The sequence below is a fragment of the Rhodococcus sp. P-2 genome (assembly GCF_016598535.1).
Classification (GTDB): Bacteria; Actinomycetota; Actinomycetes; order Mycobacteriales; family Mycobacteriaceae; genus Rhodococcus_F; species Rhodococcus_F baikonurensis.
In genome coordinates, this window is record NZ_CP066779.1 from 4,517,040 (window position 1) to 4,537,009 (window position 19,970).

The 19,970-nt window shown below is 58.2% G+C and carries 17 protein-coding genes and 1 pseudogene; 9 read left to right on the top strand and 9 right to left on the bottom strand.

All coding sequences use genetic code 11. The features are described 5' to 3' along the window. Positions 1-61 precede the first annotated feature (61 nt). The 4 genes from I7X09_RS21290 (at position 62) to I7X09_RS21305 (ending at position 4,584) form a co-directional block, all read left to right on the top strand. Positions 62-400 carry a hypothetical protein gene (locus tag I7X09_RS21290; RefSeq protein WP_234036659.1) on the top strand — a complete coding sequence of 113 codons (339 nt, stop codon included), beginning with the start codon at positions 62-64 and terminating at the stop codon, positions 398-400. Between the two features lie 289 nt (positions 401-689). Beyond that, positions 690-1,397, top strand: coding sequence for an HNH endonuclease family protein (locus tag I7X09_RS21295; RefSeq protein WP_325100592.1), 708 nt, complete (start codon positions 690-692; stop codon positions 1,395-1,397). Between the two features lie 489 nt (positions 1,398-1,886). After that, positions 1,887-3,485: an ATP-dependent nuclease gene (locus I7X09_RS21300; protein WP_200313542.1), complete on the top strand. Its 1,599-nt coding sequence runs from the start codon at positions 1,887-1,889 to the stop codon at positions 3,483-3,485. Next, positions 3,475-4,584 (top strand): UvrD-helicase domain-containing protein, encoded by a 1,110-nt coding sequence (locus I7X09_RS21305; RefSeq protein ID WP_200313544.1) that lies wholly within the window; start codon positions 3,475-3,477, stop codon positions 4,582-4,584. Before I7X09_RS21300 ends, I7X09_RS21305 begins: the two co-directional genes overlap by 11 nt. Before the next feature lie 233 nt (positions 4,585-4,817). Here I7X09_RS21305 and I7X09_RS21310 read toward each other — a convergent pair whose 3' ends face one another. Genes I7X09_RS21310 through I7X09_RS21320 form a run of 3 tightly spaced genes read right to left on the bottom strand, consistent with a single transcriptional unit; the run spans position 4,818 to position 8,718 of the window. Then, positions 4,818-5,411: a DUF6262 family protein gene (locus I7X09_RS21310; protein ID WP_200313546.1), complete on the bottom strand. Its 594-nt coding sequence runs from the start codon at positions 5,409-5,411 to the stop codon at positions 4,818-4,820. Then, positions 5,408-7,615, bottom strand: a complete 2,208-nt coding sequence (locus tag I7X09_RS21315) for a tyrosine-type recombinase/integrase (protein WP_200313548.1) — start codon at positions 7,613-7,615, stop codon at positions 5,408-5,410. Before I7X09_RS21315 ends, I7X09_RS21310 begins: the two co-directional genes overlap by 4 nt. Next, positions 7,612-8,718: a tyrosine-type recombinase/integrase gene (locus tag I7X09_RS21320; protein WP_200313550.1), complete on the bottom strand. Its 1,107-nt coding sequence runs from the start codon at positions 8,716-8,718 to the stop codon at positions 7,612-7,614. Before I7X09_RS21320 ends, I7X09_RS21315 begins: the two co-directional genes overlap by 4 nt. 116 nt (positions 8,719-8,834) lie before the next feature. Here I7X09_RS21320 and I7X09_RS21325 point away from each other — a divergent pair. Continuing rightward, positions 8,835-9,266: pseudogene (locus I7X09_RS21325) on the top strand (HNH endonuclease family protein); the annotation flags it as partial. A 30-nt stretch (positions 9,267-9,296) separates the two neighbouring features. On the opposite strand, the gene I7X09_RS21330 reads toward I7X09_RS21325, so the two are convergent. The 4 genes from I7X09_RS21330 to I7X09_RS21345 all read right to left on the bottom strand — a co-directional run bounded on the left by I7X09_RS21330 (position 9,297) and on the right by I7X09_RS21345 (position 12,855). Then, positions 9,297-9,467, bottom strand: a complete 171-nt coding sequence (locus tag I7X09_RS21330; protein ID WP_166811684.1) for a hypothetical protein — start codon at positions 9,465-9,467, stop codon at positions 9,297-9,299. A 343-nt stretch (positions 9,468-9,810) separates the two neighbouring features. Continuing rightward, a complete protein-coding gene (locus I7X09_RS21335) occupies positions 9,811-10,179 on the bottom strand; it encodes a hypothetical protein (RefSeq protein WP_234036660.1) in 369 nt (122 codons plus the stop codon). A 288-nt stretch (positions 10,180-10,467) separates the two neighbouring features. Further along, positions 10,468-11,586 carry an Ig-like domain-containing protein gene (locus I7X09_RS21340; protein WP_200313552.1) on the bottom strand — a complete coding sequence of 373 codons (1,119 nt, stop codon included), beginning with the start codon at positions 11,584-11,586 and terminating at the stop codon, positions 10,468-10,470. Between the two features lie 54 nt (positions 11,587-11,640). Next, complete coding sequence (locus tag I7X09_RS21345; protein WP_200313554.1) at positions 11,641-12,855, bottom strand: Ig-like domain-containing protein; 1,215 nt, start codon at positions 12,853-12,855, stop codon at positions 11,641-11,643. Between the two features lie 297 nt (positions 12,856-13,152). Between I7X09_RS21345 and I7X09_RS21350 the strand changes: the two genes are divergently transcribed. Genes I7X09_RS21350 through I7X09_RS21360 form a run of 3 tightly spaced genes read left to right on the top strand, consistent with a single transcriptional unit; the run spans position 13,153 to position 15,760 of the window. Beyond that, positions 13,153-14,652: a SulP family inorganic anion transporter gene (locus I7X09_RS21350; RefSeq protein WP_200313556.1), complete on the top strand. Its 1,500-nt coding sequence runs from the start codon at positions 13,153-13,155 to the stop codon at positions 14,650-14,652. A 35-nt stretch (positions 14,653-14,687) separates the two neighbouring features. Next, a complete protein-coding gene (locus I7X09_RS21355; protein WP_200313558.1) occupies positions 14,688-15,113 on the top strand; it encodes a MerR family transcriptional regulator in 426 nt (141 codons plus the stop codon). A 26-nt stretch (positions 15,114-15,139) separates the two neighbouring features. Beyond that, positions 15,140-15,760, top strand: a complete 621-nt coding sequence (locus I7X09_RS21360) for an L-threonylcarbamoyladenylate synthase (RefSeq protein ID WP_003945756.1) — start codon at positions 15,140-15,142, stop codon at positions 15,758-15,760. Between the two features lie 8 nt (positions 15,761-15,768). Here the strand turns inward: I7X09_RS21360 and I7X09_RS21365 are convergent, their stop codons facing one another. Beyond that, positions 15,769-16,728, bottom strand: coding sequence for a helix-turn-helix domain-containing protein (locus I7X09_RS21365; RefSeq protein WP_200313560.1), 960 nt, complete (start codon positions 16,726-16,728; stop codon positions 15,769-15,771). A gap of 163 nt (positions 16,729-16,891) precedes the next feature. On the opposite strand from I7X09_RS21365, the gene I7X09_RS21370 reads away from it, so the two are divergent. After that, entirely contained in the window at positions 16,892-18,004 is a 1,113-nt protein-coding gene (locus I7X09_RS21370) for an NDMA-dependent alcohol dehydrogenase (protein ID WP_200317991.1), read from the top strand. A gap of 43 nt (positions 18,005-18,047) precedes the next feature. On the opposite strand, the gene I7X09_RS21375 is transcribed toward I7X09_RS21370, so the two are convergent. Continuing rightward, complete coding sequence (locus I7X09_RS21375; protein WP_200313562.1) at positions 18,048-19,961, bottom strand: alkyl/aryl-sulfatase; 1,914 nt, start codon at positions 19,959-19,961, stop codon at positions 18,048-18,050. Positions 19,962-19,970: the final 9 nt, after the last annotated feature.

Consider the following 19,970-nt stretch of genomic DNA (forward strand, 5'->3'; position numbering starts at 1 on the left):
GCCCGAAATGTCGTGAATGACATACTTGTAGTTCATCTCTCGCAGAAATGGACTCTCACACATGGCACGCACGGCACATCACAGGCGCGGCATCACCGGCGTCACCATCGGCATTGCTGCCGTGATCGTGCTGGGAGGTTGCGCGAACTCCAACGCCGACGCGCCCGAAACATCTTCTCTCGGATCAGGAATCGGATCCGGTGTCACGACGACGGCGGTGGCCGAAGCCTCGACGCCGTCTTCCGCTGCAGCTGAACTACTGGCGCAGATCCCGATCAAGGGACGCGCACCCAAGACCGGATACGACCGCGCGCTGTTCGGCACCGCTTGGACGGACGACGTCACCGTCGAGTTCGGTCACAACGGCTGCGACACCCGCATTATCTGCACGCAGTTTTGACATATCTCAAAACCACGCTGGTAGGGGCTCCATCGTTCGATGTCCGCGGTGTGAGTTATGTGAGCGACGATGGTCAGTTCGTGTGACGGTCGACCGATGCGACCGCACAGATAGGGACGATGACATGTTCAAACACGCATGTGACCGGTTAATTGGCTTCGGTGGATGTGTAGCACGACTGGTCTGATGTCGGGATTTCCCGACAATCATCCTCATGAGTTTTGTCAATAAGAGTGTAGATCTTCTGCACTGCATATGATTTAGGAGTTTCACGTTGCATAATCGCTCGGTGCGTTCCCGTTCCCTCCTGGTTGCCGTCACTGCCTTTGTTGGATTGTCGATGTCCGGTTGCAGTACGACGTTGGCGGATGTGATCCCAGCAGGATCATTGTCTGTGGAGAGCCCTGTCGGTCAGCACGATGTTGATGTGGCTTCCTCCGTTGCGCTGTTGGAGACCCTTCCGGTGAAGGGGCGTGCTCCGAAAACTGGTTACAGCAGAGATCAATTCGGTCAAGCCTGGTCTGATGATGTCGATGTGGAGTTCGGGCATGACGGGTGCGATACGCGCAATAATCTGTTGGCTTCGCGACTGACCGACGTGGTCTTCAAAGAAGGAAAGAAGCAATGTGTTGTTCTCTCTGGCACGTTGGCTGATCCTTACACCGGAAAGACAATCAATTTTGTTCGGGGACAAGATACTTCGACTGCGGTTCAGATCGATCATGTGGTCGCTTTAAGCGATTCCTGGCAGAAGGGTGCGCAACAGTTGGGCCCGCAGGAGCGGACGAATCTCGCGAACGATCCTCGGAATCTACTTCCCGTGGATGGACCAACGAACGCGAAAAAGTCAGATTCCGATGCCGCATCGTGGCTCCCGCCGAACAAGGCGTTTCGGTGTACGTATGTGTCCATGCAAATCTCAGTGAAGTCCATCTATAAACTGTGGGTCACGCAAGCAGAGAAGGATGCGATGGCGGGCATCCTGTCCGAGTGCTGATACGGCGTGGACAACTAGACAGTAAGGGCTTTTGGTGCCAGCGCTTGCGCCACCCACAAGAACGCCAAGATCCGCGAGGGTCTAGCGGCGGCACCCAATTCACGCCCACTCCGTCATCCTGGATGTAAGATCGCGGCAGTGTGGTTTACGGTTATCCCTCTCCATGTCATCCCTGTCAGCACCTCCGAAGGGTCCTTCGCGAAGAGAAAGACTCCTCACAGGTCGGAGGTCCTATGCCGACTTCAATGGGGCAACCCCAACCCCTAGCAGATCCGCAGGAAAGCTGCCCGCAAATCAACTTCTAGATTGGGAGGCACTAACTTCACTCCATGTGCCGCCAGGACCATTCAAGTGGTCGTGCTTTCAGCCGGGGGATACTCGTGACCGAGGGAACATCTAAGAAGGACACCAACCGCAGTATTCGTATCTGCACCAGGTCCGCAGAGCCTCAGTCGCGGATCTAATCTGGCTATCTGCCATAATCAGCAGATGATCACCCGAGTGAGGTCAAGCAACTATCGAAGCCTTCGAGCACTTGATTTTTTGCCGCACGAAAACGTCAATATTGTTGTTGGCGACAACGAGGCTGGCAAGTCAACGATCCTTGAAGTAATTGCCCTCGTCCTCGGTGGACGAGTTCACGGCCGATGGGCCGCGGACGACCTCAATCCGCACTGGTTCACTCAAGATGTCGTTAAGGACTATTTCGAGAGCCTTCGCAATGGGGTCAACCATGATCTTCCGACGATTGACCTTGAAGTTTTCTTCAAGGTTGGTACCGCGGGGGCGGAACGGTTGAGAGGACTGCACAACTCCGCTGACCAAGATTGTCCCGGCCTGCGAATGCGGGTGATTCCAGACCCCGACAGAAGTGTCGAACTTGAGGAGTACCTCCGACTGCCGGACCTCCCTGAGCTAATTCCTACGGATCTCTTCATAGTCGACTGGAGAGACTTCTCTGGCGAAAAGGTCACCCGCCAACCTCGGGGCCTTGGATTTGCAACCGTCAACATGGCCACGGTTTCCAGCTCGTCGGGTGTCGACTACAAGCTTCGGCAGCTATTGCGGGATTTTGTGACCCCTCAAGAGAGCGCTAAAATCGCGCTGGAACATCGCAAGGCAAAAGATTCGATCACCTCGGGAGTCCTGCGGTCCGTGAACGATCGCATTAACGGGGAGGGCGGATCGTTCGGCGTTGGTCTTCAAATGGATCAAAGCGCTAATACAAACTGGGACATGTCGGTAACACCGCATATCGAGGAAATCCCTTTCTCATCACTTGGGCACGGCAGACAAGTATCCACTAAAATCGCCCTAGCGATGAGTCGAAACTCCGACCGCACCCGATTTGTTCTGGTTGAGGAACCGGAGAATCATCTTTCACATACTGGACTCATGAAGATACTTGCCAGAATTAATGATCTATCTAACGGGCGCCAACTCTTCATCACAACGCACAGTTCATTCGTACTTAACCGACTCGGCTTCGACTCAATACACCTAATGCACCGTTCCGAATTGGTTCCACTCTCCGGGGATTCAATATCGGACGAAACAATTCGATATTTCCAAAAGCAATCCGGCTACGACACTCTACGTCTAGCAATTGCAGAAAAGATCGTCGTCGTAGAGGGCCCATCCGATGAGATGATTTTCAACCGCGCATTTCAATCTATCAAAGGTCGCGAACCACGCGAGTGCGGGATCGATGTCATAGCACTCGGAACTCGCGGCAAGCGAGCGTTAGAACTTGCGCGTGCACTAAACAAGAAGATTGCTGTTCTGCGGGACAATGACGGAAAGGATCCAAGTCACTGGACTTCCGCTGCGGCCGACCTAATTCAGCCCGGTAAACGTGAGATGTTTATTGGCGATGTAATTGACGGACATACGCTTGAGCCTCAGCTCGTAAGTGCAAATGATGTAGCCGTTCTGCGCAGAATTCTGAGCCTCGAAGTTGATGCTGATGTGACGGAATATATGCTCGCAAATAAAACTGAATCTGCGTGGATCATTACTGAATCAGGAATGGACCTTACTTGGCCCGACTATATAGTAAGGGCGGTAGATTTCATCGATGGCCACTGAGGTTCGACTAGCCGTTGCCGGTAGCGGGAAAACACAAGAAATCGCAAGTCGTATAGAAATTCAAGATTCAGGAGTGAGATCGCTTGCGCTAACATTTACCGTCAACGGCCAGAACGAAATTCACTCCAGAATCTCCTCCAACAATAGCTTTTCCCACGAGACGATGGGTTGGTTCACATTCCTTTTGAAGCACGTTGTGCGCCCTTATCTTCCCGCAGTATTTCCAAACATTATTACCCGCGGACTATGTTTCGTAGATAGCGACTCACAAATTCCGAAGGGCCGGTCCGGTTGGCGCTACTACATTAACGACGAGCATCAGCCCTACAGCACCCGGTTGGGAATACTTGCGAAGAAAGTTCTCCGAGCAGCCAAAGAAGCACCAATTCGACGGCTTGAGGAAATTTATGATCAAATTTACATTGATGAATTTCAAGATTTAGTAGGAAATGATCTGGTCATTCTTGAAGCCCTGATGGAGTCATCAATTTCAGTCTTTATCACGGGCGATGTCCGCCAGTCAGTACTGCAGACGTCTCGATCTGATCGACTAAATCATGAGTATCGTGGCGTAAATTTGGTCGACTGGGTTCGAAAAAAAGAGAAGCAACAAAAATGCGCAGTCACGTACTCAAACGAGACCAGCAGATTCAATCAAATCATTGCCGATTTCTCCGATCAGATTCACGATCCAAAGCTGACTCTACCAAACACAATATCAACCCAAACACGGGAAACCTTGCATGACGGGGTGTTCTTGCTTGATAGCAACTCAATACAAGCATATGTAGACCGGTGGAATCCCACCATCCTCTGGTCAAGGTCGAGCCAACGCACTTTACCTGAAGCTGAGCTGATGACCTTCGGGGCATCGAAAGGACTAACCAGAGACCGAATACTCATCATAGGAACGGGTTCAATTAAGAAATGGCTCAAGAGCAAAGATCTACTCCTCCCCAAATCCGCGTCAGGTTTCTATGTTGCCACCACGCGCGCGAGATTCAGTGTCGCTATCGCAATAGACAAAGCAACTGCAACATACGATAAACTTCATCCGGATTTTTCCAATAGTGTGACTTTCTGGAGAAATGAACATTGATCGACCGGAAACATTGACAATGCAATTCAATTGAAATTCGTTCGAAATATTTAAGACTGGGCAAAACCTCCCTACTTGGTGTAACAAACTTACGATAAGTGAAATTTCGACCTAAAGGAATCGGTTTACCGTGGATTGCACGTACCGCACCTGACGCCGTGGTATCGAACGTCCCAAGCATCGGCACCATTAATGTTTTCTAGTTTTTCTAGTTCATGTCCGATTCGGTGTACCTATGTATTGGCGGTTCGACGGGCTGGAGAGGCGCTCTGAACCATCCGTTTGAGTGCAACACGTGCTGCGGTGAGCTCGTCCTGAAGTTCGTCCAATTGGACTGACATGGCATCGGCGCGACGACGTTCGGATTCCCCCTCCGAACGTAGGTCGGCTGCGATCCGTTCGAGGTCGTGAATACGAGAGAGCAACTTTTCCTGGGGGACGTGTTCAAGTTGGCCCCCGAGCAGTAGTTGAACCTTTCTCACGAGCTTGCCGCGATCTTCACGTAGTGCCCGGACTTCCTCACGTGCCATCAACAGTTCGGTGTGAAGACTGTCTGCCGTGGCGGACGTGCGTCCGGCACTGCTTCTGGTTTCGGTGTGGGAGTGCTCTTCGGTGGCGCGTTCGACCGCGGTTCGAATTGCTACGGTGTTGTAGATGAACCACGGGGAAACTCCTGCGCGGCGAGAGATTTCGCTGATGTTGATACGTTCGCCAGTGGATGAGAGATCGGCGATGACTGTCAGCGTTCTGCGTAGTTTGTCAGCGCTGTCACGTCGGCGAGAGGCGATGAGTCGTTGGGTTCGTATGTCACGGTCATCGGCAGTCATGGCTGTTCGCCCTTGTTCGTGTGTGTGGTTACGGACTCGAGCGGGATGAAGGCTGCTGCGGTCCTCGCTTTCCTCAGTTCGCGGGAGGCGTCGTCGATGGCCGCGCGCTGGTCTGCGGGCAGGTCGGCGAGCATTGCGTCCATTGACGAGATGACGTCCGTGAACGCGTGAATTTGGGCGTCGAAGTTGGTGATCACCCACGACGCGGAGTCGGTGGCGATTGCAGTTTCTTTGTCGGTGCGTAGCTCTGCGAGATGCTGCTCGATTGCGGGCCGGTAGGACGGGTCCGGTCGGTAGAAGGAGCATCCTGCGCACTGGAATCGGATCGGGCAGTGTTGGCCGCCGGCTTTGATGTTCGAGGGTTCGGTGCAGTTTCCGAAGGGGACGGCCACCGACTGTCGCTCGTACTCCGTTACCGACGTGAATCCCGCCGGTCGTCCGTGCCGGTCGATTGCGAACTTCGAAATCTCCTCGGTGGCTTGGCGTTTACGTTTGAGTGTGACGGAGAAATATCCCATGGTCGTGTCGACGCTGCGATGGTCCATCAATTCGCGTAGGACGTCCACCGGTGTCCCGTTGTCAGCGTGCCGCTGAGCGTAGGAATGCCGCAATCCATAAGGAGTGATCATCGATCTGTCGTAAAGAACCGGGTTTCCGTCCTCGTCGAGTCGTTCGTCGACAAGCTCCGGGATTACATCGATCCAAATCGCGAAGGCCCGGGACCCGAACTGCGCAGCGCTCAAGTGCCCGCGGCGAATGTTGTTGCGGGTTCCCGGCGTGGGAAAGAGCCAGTCACACAGTGTGTCCGGAACGGACAGCGATTGGAGGTGGTCGAGCCATTGTTCGATCACGGTTGCCGTTGCAGTGCTGATCGGCAATCTACGTCCCATTCTGCGACGTTTACGGTTGTCGTAGACGAGTGTGGGCTTGTCGTCGACCCAGTCCAGGCATGAGCGTTTGAGCCCGACGATCTCACTCGGGCGTCGACCGGTGTCGCGGATGATCTGATAGGCCGTCTGATACATCATGGCGTAGTCGTCAGGGTTCCAACCCGGTGCGGAGTACGTGGAGTGAGTGCCGAGCAGCTCGAGGTGTCGATCGAGTTGTGCGATGACATGTTCGGGAATCGTGCGGCCGAAGTCGTCCTCGCTGGTCTCGACCTGGGCGATGGTGTGCGAACGCAGATCGAGTGCGAAGGAGCCGGGAATGTCGTCCATTGCGCCTGTGCGGCGTGAGAAGTCGAGAAGTCGGCGCCACCACCCGAGCAATGATCTTCGGTGGGTGAAGGAATGGGGCTTGCCCTCTCGATCGGCGCTGGTGCGGAAACCCTCGACGACAGCACTCATGTCACCGTGGTCGAGTAGTTCGGGGTGATCACCATTCGCGCGCAGCGAGAGTTGCCGCGAGGCGATTTCGGCGGCATGAACGGTGTGCCGCAGTGTCGTCACAGGTGGGCGTACTTCGCGCCCGAATTGTTTGGTGATCTCCCGAAGCCATCGCTGCCTGATCTCTCGGAAGTCCACGACGCCACCGACCGCACTGTATCGCCGGTCCGGAGCAGCTTGCAGGCCCACGACGGCAGGTTTCCACACGTCGGCCATGGTGGGATCAGTGCCGGAGTACACGACGAGCGCCCGCTGCAGATGTGTGACCAACGACCGGAACACCCCACCTGCTGCGGCCCCGAGTGCCTTCTCGAACTGGTCATTTCCGGCGACCTCGAGCAGTGAGCGGCAATTCGGTGGGAGATGGGAAACTATGCTGCGGATTCGCATCGGAACCAGGATGATCTGATCACGGTCACGTTGCTGCGCTCCGTAAATGATCTCCGCCGCAACTGTTCCGTTCATCTCACTGAGATCGAAATCGGCCTTCGGAAAGGCCTTTTGATCTCTTCGCGGAACCGAATCGGGGTCGAAAGTGCGGTCGAAAAATGCAGGCGTTGCCGCGTTGAGCCTGCGGTGACGCTCGCACCGCCTGCAACGGCGGTCGAAGATTTCCACGACCGTCATGCATCGGTCGACGCGGCACAGATAGACCGCTGTCATTTCATTGTCGACGTCTCCGGTGAATACCTGTCGGCGTGAATCCCATTCCGCGACTCGCCATTGCGGGTCGATCCGTTCGATCAACCACGCTTCCCAGGTCTGATCGTTCCCGGGCGAGAGGACTCTCGACTCGACGGGTAGAGCGGTGATGCTCATATGCCCACTCTTTCCACTGCCGCCCTCAAGTCCTCCGCGTCGGGGTGTTGATAGATCGCGGTCGATGCTCGGCTCACATGACCGAGCAACGACTGAACCACGTCGATGCCGGTGCCGTTGCGTGTCCAGGTCGTGGCTGCCGTATGCCTGAACATGTGGGGCCGCAACCGGAAACCGGCACGGTTGCCGATCCTTTCCACAATCTGCTTTGCGTTCGAATACGACATCGGCGAACCGGCATGATGCCCGAGAAGATTGACGAACACGAAGTCCGAGTTCATTGCGGTGGGCATGCTGTCTCGTTCGAGAAGGTACTCGCGATACTGCGTGACCACCTCGGCGCTGACCGGTACGACTCGGGAACGTCCTTTAGCGCGGGCACCGTTCGGATTGCCTTCACGCCGAACAACATGAACATGAGGGCCACGTTCCTGGCATCCCAGATGCGCCGAGGTCGGAAGGAAATGCAGGTCGCTACGACGCGAACCCAACGCCTCCCCGATTCGGAGTCCAGAACGAACCAGCAACAGGACCAGAAAACGGTCGCGTTCGGTGTTCGCGGAGTTCAGAGCATGCGAAAACTGTTCTTCAGTAATGATTTCCGGAGGCTTTACGACTTCCGCTGCTTTGAGTGTTCTGGCACGAATCAGCCGATGCTGACCGGATTCACCTTCGTGGAAACCGCGGGGCGTGTGGGCGAGATACTTGGGCTGGGACAGGCCAGAAACAACATCTGCGGAGACCAATCCACGCATTCCGCAGAACCGGAGGAATTCGACGACAGCGGTCATCACTGCGTTGACCGAGCGGCCGGAACGCAGCCGGTGGTGGACGGTCGGGGTGTGTTCGACGGCGAATTTGAAACGAGTGAGTTCACCTACACGAATCTCGTGCCAATCCAGTCCACGACCAGCGATCCAGTTCAAGAACCAACAGACCCGAGGAACGTATGCGCGGACTGTCTGCGGTGACCTTCCGGCGCCTTGCATGAACAGCACCCACTCGGAAGCCTCTGCGACCGGGCGCATGGATACTACGTCCACGATCACCCAACCCGACTGCCCTGTCGTCGGTGAAATGACCTTCTCTACAGCACACGACATCGCCACTCCTATGGCTGTCCCACCTGTGGCATAGACGCTATTGGATAACCATGAGGGACAGGGCGACCGACACGCCGTGCCTACCGTGCCTTTCTCTTGATACGGCGCTAGAGATAACACGCAATGACATTCTTCGCCGCGACCTCACCGACCTGACATTCAAGGACGGCTCCAAAAGCTGCTCGGTCCAAACCGGTACGCTCCGTGACCCGTACACGAACAAGACCATCGCCTTCACCCGCGGCCAGGACACGTCTTCGGCAGTGCAGATCGACCATGTAGTCGCACTCTCGGATGCCTGGCAGAAGGGCGCGCAGCAGCTGGACACCCAGACGCGAACAAATCTCGCGAACGACCCGCGAAACCTACGCGCTGTCGACGGACCCACCAACCAGAAGAAGTCGGATTCCGACGCAGCGTCGTGGCTGCCACCCAACAAGGCCTACCGCTGCCAGTACGTGACTGCTCAAGTGGAAGTGAAAGCCGCATACGGTTTGTGGGTCACCCAAGCCGAACACGACACCATCGCAGACATTCTCGCGACCTGCTGAACTCTTGCTTTGATCAGCGGACTCTGATCAGCGACCTTTGATCAGATACCGCACAATCGCCATTCCGAGCGCGAGGCCCACCACGGTGGCCAGCGCTGCAACCAGACCGTGACCGGTCAGTGCGACGAACGCGCCGGTGGTGACTGCGACGACCGCAATGATCCCCGCGTCCACTCTGCTTTGACCACGTTCAGGCATGGCACTCTCTCGTGCCGTCAGGTCCGTCCGCTCCCCTCGTAGCGGACGGACCCAGCGGCAAACTGTCGAAATACGCGAACTCCGGTGGCCTCACCGGGCTGACTTTGCGGGCGGTCCTGCGAGGCCGGCACGTCCCCCGGAGCCAACTCACATCGGTTCACGAAGTCCGTACCTTCGCAGAATATACCGATTGGTAGGTAATTACCGAGGGCTAAAGTCCCTGGTCATGGACTCATGCGACGAGTGGTCGGAAACTCGAGACGAACGAGCGTATCCGCGAGCCGAGCGTTTATCGAGATAGCGAGAACAGCCATAAGGCCGCCCGGACATGGAGCGGAGACGTCTAGGACCCGAAAAGTGATCCGAGATCCAATGATCCGATTGACGACACTCTCTTCCAATCAGCGCAATATGCGGTGGTGAAGCGAGAATCCGTCAAGAGAATCGTGACCGTCGCCGGTCCGAGGGTGCTTTCGAACTCGAGGACATTCACTTCACCGTCGCCGTCAACTTTTGCTCGGCCATAAATGCATGGCATGTCAGCCGATTCGGGTCCGGAGGTCGTGTAGGTCCCGGGCAACACCTCCCACGGCACGTCGAACAGCCCGTGACCGGGAATGTTTCCCGGCGCTGCTGAGGCCGTAGATGTCCCGATCATTGCCACACTGACAGCTACTACCGCAGCGGACGCGAGCAAACCAACCTTGCGCATTTTCCCTACCTTGTTCATACCTGAACCGCAGCGGCGAGTTCGAAGGCTTGTTGATGTAAGAACCCGCGGTTCGCGCAGTTCTTCAACTAACGGTAGTAAAAGGACACAAGTTTTGGTGAGCTACCTTTTGTGGTTCTGGCCCGGTTTCCGTGACGGAGACTCCCCTCGAGAAAAACAGGGAACGCCGGCGTTGCGGCTCTCGGCATGATTCGAACCTGTCATTCCAGTATTCGATCACACACCCGTATTCGAGCCGAAACGTCGACGCTCCCCTGCTGTTTGAGTGACTCAGCCCCCGAGTGAGCCTGTCGGAAGCTTCGAGAAGATGTCCCCGAGGCTTCCGGTTCCGCCCGGTGTTTCCGGATCCGTCGGATCCACCGGCTCCACGACGACGACACCAGGCACGGTGACGGTCACGGTCTTGTCCACGGACTCCGAGGCGCTGAACTTCTTGGTACCCAGAAACTTTGCGGTGATGCGATGTTCACCCTGGTCGCGGAACGGCCAGACCAGTTCTGCGTGACCATTCGAATCGACTGCGGCGCTGCCGATCTTCGTTTCACCGTCGAAGAACTCGACTGTTCCCTCACCCGGATTCGGGTCGATACTCGCCGCGATCTTGACGTTTTCGCCGGTCAGTGCCTCGAGTGCAACGTCGACCGTCGTTTCGGTCTGGTTGGTCGAGAAGACCTCGGTAGTGGAAAGGGCGCCACGTCCGTCACCGGAAGCAACACAATACCCAGCTGCATTGGTCCACCGAGACTCACCGAAACTCATGCTCGTGTCTTTGATCTTGATAACCGGGCTCGCCGCCCCGGCGCGCAGGTGCGTCGTCGCGTTGCCCTCATCCAACCGAGCCGTGAGTGTCAATTCGACTGCCGGCAGGCGGAAGTCGGTGTTGGCCTTGACCTGCAGCCCTTCTTTGGGCTTGTTGTCGCTCGCGCTCGGCCCGTCGTTGACGGTCTTGTTGCCGGTGCCGGTAATTCGCAAATACTCACCGGCGGGGTTCACATTTCCATCTGCGCCGACACGGAGCAGCACCGCCGTTTCGCCGGTCAAGTTGGACGACGAATCACTGACGAGTGAGTACGAAATCAGTTCTGCGCCTTGAGGAAGCGCGATGTCGTACTTGATACGACCGGTGTCCGAATCCGAACTACGCATGACGCCCGGATGGAGTTTCACGGTGAACTTTTCGCCGGGACGCACGGACCGGGGCGCCGTGACCTCCAGGTTGTCGGAGAACGACCAGTCCCAATCGGTGAAGCCGTCGACCCGGCACTTGTGTTCGACGGAAACTGTTCGCGTCACGGCATCTGAGGCCGCTGCCACCGGCGCGGACACAGCGAGGAGTCCGGCGGCGAGAGCTGGTACGACTGCGCAGGCAGCCAGGGTACGGGGGTTCATGTGTTGCCTTTCAGAAGACTCGGGCATCGAAGGTGCGGTGAAGTAGGACCGTGATCACTTGCCGCCGAGCGAACCTGTCGGCAACTGAGGCAGAACGGACTCGAGGCTGCCGAAACCACCCGGGGTGCCCGGATCGGTCGGGTTGGGATCGACCGGACCTGTTGTATCGCCGGTCACCGTGAGAATGTGCGCCGCCGAGGTGTACGTCGCCTCGGCGCCGGTAGCGGTGAACACCGCAGTGACGGACTTGGTTCCAGCCTTACCGAAGGTCATATCCAGGCGGGCAATTCCGCGAACCACCGGTCGCGGCTCACCGACGGGCTTGCCGTCGACGATGAACTGCACTGTTCCCGTTGCGTTTTCCGGCGCGACGTGAGCGGCAAAGGACACCTTGGTGCCGGTAGCGGCGGTAGCCGGTCCTTCGAGCGTGGTCACGATGTCGGCTCCGGGCCCTGGATCAACAGGTCCCAGATCCCCGTCGATTCTCGTCGACGCCAATGCACCGGCGCCGGTGTTGAGGGGGCCGGTCTCACTGTCACGAGGTGAGCAGGACGTGGGCGCCCAGATGGTTCCCGCGAGCCAGTGACTGACCTGCGGGAGGAAGGTCAAGAACGACTCCGGTCCACCGAACGTACCTGCAGCACCAGAAGTCCGGACGTTGGTTTCGACAACGCCGGAAGGCCCGGCCTTCACGGTGATTCTGATCTTCGGGAAAGCGATGTTGGTCTCGGCCCCGGACTGGGCGTTGATCGCGAGCCCGCCATGCGCGCCCGACGACGATGACGGACTGTTTCCGACTGTCTCGTTCGCGCCGGACAACCGGAGTATCGGACCGTCGAGGGCGGGAGTGCCGTCTTCGTTCACGCGAATGACCGAAGCGAGTTTCCCGGCAACGACATTGCCCGGATCGGTGACTGTCGCGGAGACGAACTCCGCGTTGGTCGGAATCGGCAGATCGATCTTCAGACGCGAGATCTTCTTGACACTTGCGCCGCTCACATCGTTCGGGATCTGGACGCTACCCGGGTCCACGTCGATGTCGAAGACTTGACCCGGTGCCACGACCGAAGGAGCTGAAACCCGTACCGTGGCAGGCTTTCCGTCTGAAGAAGGACCGGAGAACGCACTCGGAACTGCGCGGCACGTTACCTGAAAGGTTGTCGACGTGGTTTCTGCAACGGGCGCCGCGGCCGCCGGAATCACGGCCACCGCAGTTCCACCGGCAAGGAGACCGGCGAGCAGCGCAGCGTTCAGTAAGCGTTTTGACATGATGTCCTCTCGGAACAACCTGGTTGACGTTTGCCGCCGAACTGTAACGGAGTCACCGGCCGAATTAGTCAGTTTTCGATCAACAAAACCCACACAGTAGGTAAACAATTGGTAAGAGTTACTGGCCGTCACAGCTGACCGCCAACATGAGCGTTTCCCATTCCGGGCATATATACGGCACGAAAGGCCTTGCAGCGTAGTCAAATTCAATGACGTGTCGCACCGCGGCCGCACCTTCGTCCACACTCTACCCTTACGGGAGGGTAGGGTATGAGCACCTCGTCAGGACGGAATCTCATGACAGTAACCATCACTTCATCCACCAACGACAATTCGGTACGTGCCGCTCTCCGGTCACCTCGCCGTCTCAAAACCGAAGTCTTGGCCGGACTTGTCGTTGCACTGGCGCTGATTCCCGAGGCGATATCATTCTCGATCATCGCCGGTGTCGACCCCCGTGTGGGCTTGTTCGCGTCATTCACGATGGCAGTGACCATCGCCGTCGTCGGCGGACGACCCGCCATGATCTCGGCGGCCACGGGCGCAGTCGCACTGGTCGTCGCTCCACTCACTCGCGAATACGGAATCGACTATCTGATTGCGACCGTCCTCCTGGCCGGCCTTCTACAGATCGTGTTGAGCCTCCTCGGAGTCGCGAAGTTGATGCGCTTCATTCCGCGCAGCGTCATGGTGGGATTCGTCAACGCACTGGCAATCTTGATCTTCATCGCTCAACTCCCCCACCTGATCGATGTTCCGTGGCTCGTCTACCCACTTCTGGCCGTCGCCCTCCTGATCCTCGTATTCCTGCCGAAACTCACGAACGCCGTCCCGGCTCCACTGGTGGCGATCGTGCTACTGACCACCGCCACAGTCGTTTTCGCTTTCGACGTTCCCGACGTCGGCGACGAGGGCGAACTTCCGTCGAGCCTGCCGACGCTACTGTTTCCCGACGTCCCTCTGAATACACACACACTGTCGATCATTGCTCCGTACGCATTGGCCATGGCGCTCGTCGGCCTTCTCGAATCGTTGATGACGGCCAAACTCGTCGACGACGTCACCGATACCCACTCGAACAAGACCCGCGAAGGGTGGGGTCAAGGCGTCGCCAACATCGTCACCGGTTTCTTCGGAGGCATGGGAGGGTGCGCGATGATCGGCCAGACCATGATCAACGTCAAGGTCTCCGGTGCTCGCACTCGGATCTCGACCTTCCTGGCGGGTGTGTTCCTGCTGATACTCGTGGTCGGCCTGGGTGACGTCGTGGCATTGATTCCCATGGCCGCATTGGTAGCCGTCATGATCATGGTCTCGGTCGGCACTTTCGATTGGCACAGCATCAATCCGAAGACCCTGCGCCGCATGCCGATCGGTGAGACGGTGGTCATGCTGGTCACCGTGGCCGTCACCGTCGCGACCCACAATCTCGCCTACGGCGTGATCGTCGGAGTGATCACCGCGATGGTGATCTTCGCGCGCCGCGTCGCGCACCTCACCGAAGTAATCGACGTCGCGCACCCGGACGCGGACACCCGCGTCTATGCGGTTCGAGGCGAGCTTTTCTTCGCGTCGAGCAACGATCTGATCTACCAGTTCGACTATGCCGGCGACCCGAAGAACGTTGTCATCGATTTGTCCGAGTCTCATATCTGGGACGCGTCGACCGTGGCAACTCTGGACGCCATCACCACCAAGTACGCGACCAGAGGCAAGAATGTCGAGATCGTGGGCCTCGACGGCGCCTCGGCCGAGCGCCATCTGCGCCTGTCGGGCCGCTTGGGTGACGGTCACTGAGAGGATGGAAGCCCAGCGCGACGAAAGTGGGAGTGATGTCTGAGGTGGAACCCGCGGGCCAGGAGCAGAACATGCAGATCGGCCAGGTTGCCGAACGCACCGAACTGTCGATCAAGACGATCCGTCATTACGACGACGTCGGGCTGGTCACTCCGTCGGAGCGGAGCGCCGGAGGATTCCGCCTCTACACCGAGGCCGATGTCCAACGGCTACTGGTAATCCGACGAATGAAGCCGCTCGGATTCAGTCTCGAAGAAATGAGACAACTTCTCGATTCTCTGGCCGTGCTCGGCGATGCAGCTTCGGACTCGTCAACACGAACCGCCGCAACCGAATTCGTCACCGCTTGCCATACCCGGGCGGAAGAAAGCTGCATACATTTACGCAAGCAACTCGCCTACGCCGAAGAGCTGACGGGATTGCTCGCCGACCACAGCCTGAACGGTGAACGGCGTTCGTGAACTGCGGTCTGAACTAAGCTGGGTTGATGGCCCGATACTTCGACGTTCACCCCGAAAACCCGCAGCCGCGCGCGATCAGCCAGATCGTCGAAATGCTGCGCAACGACGCGGTCATCGCCTATCCCACTGATTCCTGCTACGCCCTCGGTGCCCGAATGGACAATCACTCGGGCACCGATCGGATCCGCGAGATCCGTCACCTGCGGTCGGATCACCACTTCACGCTGGTCTGTGCCGACTTCGCGCAGCTGGGGCACTTCGTCCACGTCACCAACTCGGCGTTTCGCGCGGTGAAAGCGGCTACCCCGGGGCAATACACGTTCATCCTTCCCGCCACGAAGGAAGTTCCGCGACGGCTGGCACATGCCAAGAAGAAGACCGTCGGGGTGCGCATTCCCAGCCACCCGGTGGTGCGTGCACTTCTGCAGGAGTTGGGTGAACCGATACTCTCCAGCACTCTTCTGCTACCCGGAGCCGAGGAACCGATGACGGACGGCTGGCAGATCAAGGAAGAACTCGACCACCAACTCGACGCCGTCATCGACTCGGGTGACTGCGGTACCGAACCGACCACGGTTGTCGACTATTCGTCCGGTGTTCCCGAGATCGTGCGCGTCGGCGCGGGAGATCCTTCCCGTTTCGAGTAGCCGCGACGTCAGCTCTGCATTTTCCGAGAGCGGAAGGCTGCCGGAGAAGTCCCGAACCGTTCTTTGAACAGTCGCGAGAAGTGGCTCGCGTCGGAGAAACACCATCGGGTTGCGATCGAGGTGATCGAGCCGTTCGTTCGGCGCAATTCCTCACGCGCCCTGGCCAAGCGCCGCGCCCGTATCGTCCCGTTGAACGTCTCGCCAGTTTGGCCGAAGACTCGCTGGACCGTCCGGGCCGAGACCGCGTGGGCGGCAGCAACAGCGGTCAACGACAACGACGGATCACTCAGGTGCCCGTCGATCCAGGCATCGATCGACAAGCGCAGCGCGACGGAACCGACAGCGTCGCCGGTTCCGATGGTTTGGCTCACCGCCCCGTCGAACAGTTCGAGGGTGGCATTTCTTGCCGCTGATATCGCAGATTCAGGAAGTTCGGCCAACGAATCGTCCAGCATCGACAGATAGGAAACCAACAACCGTACCGACGGTGAGTCCCGATTCAGTGCGCCGCCGAAAGCCGGCCACGCTCGACCAGAGACCTCTGCCAGAGCTGAGCGAGGAATCAGCAAATTGATCGAACGAATCGCCTCCAGCACCTCGAACTCGGCCTCATTGCGCGTATCCCACAGAACCACGTCACCAGCGCCCACGAGAATCGTTTCGCCTGCCCGTGTCAGCGCTTCGCGTCCTGAACGGATTGCGATCAGCACCACCCAGTCTTCCGTGGCGTCGGATACCTGAGTTGATGTTCGCTTTCCTGAGCACGGATCACAACTGAGGTCGACGAGACCGAAGTCGTCCAGCGAGCGTCGCCCCACCGATGCGGTAAATCCCCCACATAGATCCGACCGGGATACCTGCACATCGAGCGGAATGAATTCCTCCCGTAGACGGGACTCCCACCAGTGGCCACCCCTACCGAAAGGAATGCCCTCGGCAGCCTGCTGTTCCGACCCGACGGTGACCATACCTCAGGTTATCGCATATTCACTTCAAGTGTCGGTGACACGGCGCGAAAACACCAGACCGTGGCGCGCAGATGCATGACCGAGGCCCTCGACGGGAGACAGCATGTGTCCAGGAGCAGACGAGAAGACCCTGCGCCGCGAAGCACGCTCGAAGGGAATGTCGATGAAGGCGAAGGCCGCAGTGCTGTGGGATCACAACACACCGTGGAGTGTCGAGGAGATCGAGCTCGCAGATCCGAAAGAACGAGAAGTCCTGATCAAAGTGGTTGCCAGCGGCATGTGCCACTCCGACGATCATGCTGTGACCGGTGATCTGGCAGTGCCACTCCCCGTGATCGGTGGCCACGAAGGCGCGGGCATAGTCGAGAAAATCGGCCCCGGCGTGCGAGACGTCGAGGTAGGCGATCACGTCGTCCTCTCGTTCATTCCCTCGTGTGGACGCTGCCGTTGGTGTGCAGTCGGGCAGAGCAACCTCTGCGACCTCGGCGCCATTCTGATGGCCGGCGCGCAGGTCGACGGAACGTATCGCGCGGCAGCACGCGGGCACGACGTCGGAACCTTCTCGCTTCTGGGCACTTTCGGCAACTACACGGTTGTACCGGAAGCGTCGGTGGTGAAGATCAACAAATGGATTCCCCTGGAGAAGGCCTGCCTCGTCGGCTGCGGAGTCACCACCGGTTGGGGATCTGCCGTCAACACCGGAGAGGTCTCGCCCGGCGACTCCGTGGTCGTCGTCGGAATCGGCGGGATCGGCGGAAGTGCCATCCAGGGGGCGAAGATCGCGGGCGCGAGGCACATCGTGGCAGTCGACATCTCGCCGGACAAGAAGGCCATGGCCGAAACTCTCGGAGCGACACACTTTGCTTCGTCGATCGACGAAGCCATGACGCTGGTCAACGAATTGACCTGGGGCGTCATGGCTGACGTCGCGATCCTGACCGTCGGGGTGGCGAGCGGCGACATGATCCAGCCGATGGTCGGGCTGATCCGCAAGGGTGGCCGCGTAGTCCTGACAGCGGTCTCACCGATGGGTGCCACTGACACACAGTTGCACCTCGCCGAAATGACCCTGTTCCAAAAACAGCTCCGCGGAAGCCTGTTCGGCGAATGTAATCCTCGCGCCGACATCCCCCGCCTACTCAACCTCTACGAAGCCGGCCTCTTGAAGCTCGACGAAATGGTCACCACCGAGTACCGCCTCGAAGACATCAACCAGGGCTACGACGACATGAAGTCGGGAAAGATCATGCGCGGAGTCATCATTCACGAACACTGATCATCGATCGGCGCACCTGTCACGGCGTGACTCTCCACACCTGTCACGGCGTGACGATATCGAACCACAGGTCGAAGTCCTCCAGCAGCGAGATGAACGTCTCCAGTTCAGACTGATCTCCCACAGCTTTTGCCGTTCCGGCCTTGATGGATTCGGTGAGCGAGGTCGTTCCGAGATACACCTCGTTGAACACGGCACGGGTCAAGGTCAGAGTCAGGGCGGCCGAAGCATCTGCCTTGTCCGTGTCGTAGTTCAGCACGCCGTTGCGCACTGTGACCAGGACGTTGTCCGCAGTGTCCGACAACACGAATCGCAACGACAGGTCGACGTCGGCAGCTTTGGGACCGTCGAGGCGAACTGCCCAGAAGTCCAGCATCTGCTCGAGTGGCATCACCGCGACAACGGCCGGGCCGGTGGGGTTGTTGGACGGCATCGGCGCCAGCGGATGCCGCAGTTCCATCGCTCCGACCAGGTAGAAGTTGCGCCACGTACCGTTCTCGGCTTGGTAGCCGAGTTGTTCGTACGTGTCCGCCAACAACTCTCGCGCTTTCTGGTTACTCGGATCGGCGAACACCAGATGGTTCACCAGCTCCGCTGCCCAGCGGTAGTCGCCGTCGTCGAACGCCTGCTTACCCTTGGTCAGAAGCGCGTCCGGCCCGCCGACGGCTTCGACGTAGCGTTTGCCGTTCTCCACCGGCGGATGAGGATTCAGGTGAGCGGGAACGCCGTCGAACCAACCGAGATAGAAGGTGTAGATCGCTTTGACGTTGTGACTGAGCGAGCCGTAGTACCCGCGGTTGTACCACTGCTTTCCGATAGCGTCGGGAACCTCGATCTGGTCGGCAATCTCTACCGGTGTCAGCCCCTTGTTGGCAAGGCGCAACGTCTGGTCGTGGAGATACTTGTACAGGTCTGCCTGATCCGACATGAGCTTCAATATCTTGCCGTTGCCCCACGTAGGCCAATGATGCTGCGCGAAAATGATTTCGACGTCGGGGAACAGCTCCATCGCCAGGCGGACGTAGTGCGACCAGGCCTTGGCATCGCGAGTCTTGGCGCCGCGCAACGTGTACAGATTGTGCATCGTGTGCGTGACGTCCTCAGCCGAACCGAGCGCTTTGAAATCAGGCAGGTAGAACAGCATTTCGGACGGAGCTTCGGTTCCCGGCGCAAGCATGAAGGTCACTCGCACGCCGTCGATCACTTCTTCGTGTACCGGTTCGGTAATGATGTCGGTCGGCACGGCGAACGTCGACGTGCCGTGCGAGGTGGACAATCCGAGACCACCGGATACCTGCCCCTGTGGACCCGGGCGCAGGAACGATCCGTACATGTACATTCCGCGACGGGTCATCGCCGTGCCGGCAAGTACGTTCTCGGAAATCGCTTCCTCCGTGAAACTGTCCGGTGCATAGACTTTGACGGCACCGGACTCGATCTCTTCGTCGGTGACAAATCCTTTGACTCCGCCGAAGTGATCGCCGTGGGAGTGAGTGAAGATGATTGCCTTGACCGGAACTTTGGGGCGGTGCTGGTAGTACAGCTCCAGCGCAAGAGCGGCTGTTTCCGCGGACATCAGGGTGTCACCGATGATCAACCCGGTATCACCCTCGATGATCGTGGTGTTCGACAAGTCCTGTCCGATCACCTGGTACAGACGATCGGCGAGCTTGAAGAGACCGCCGCCCTTTCCCATCAAGGTGGCTTGGCGCCACAGACTCGGGTTGACGGTGTCCGGAGCGTCGCCGTCGGCGAATCCGTAAGCGTCGTACGAGAAGATGAACTGCCCTTTGTCGCCCTTGACCAACCCACCGTCGATGAGCGGCGCCACCAGACCTCGTGAAATCAACTCGAAGTCGAAAGTGTCGTCGAAAGGGAGGTCACGGAGAACCTGGGCATTTGCCAGCCGAGTCGCTTCGGTTGCGGGCTTGGGGTCGAGTTCGGACGGTGTAGTCATCTTCTCTTA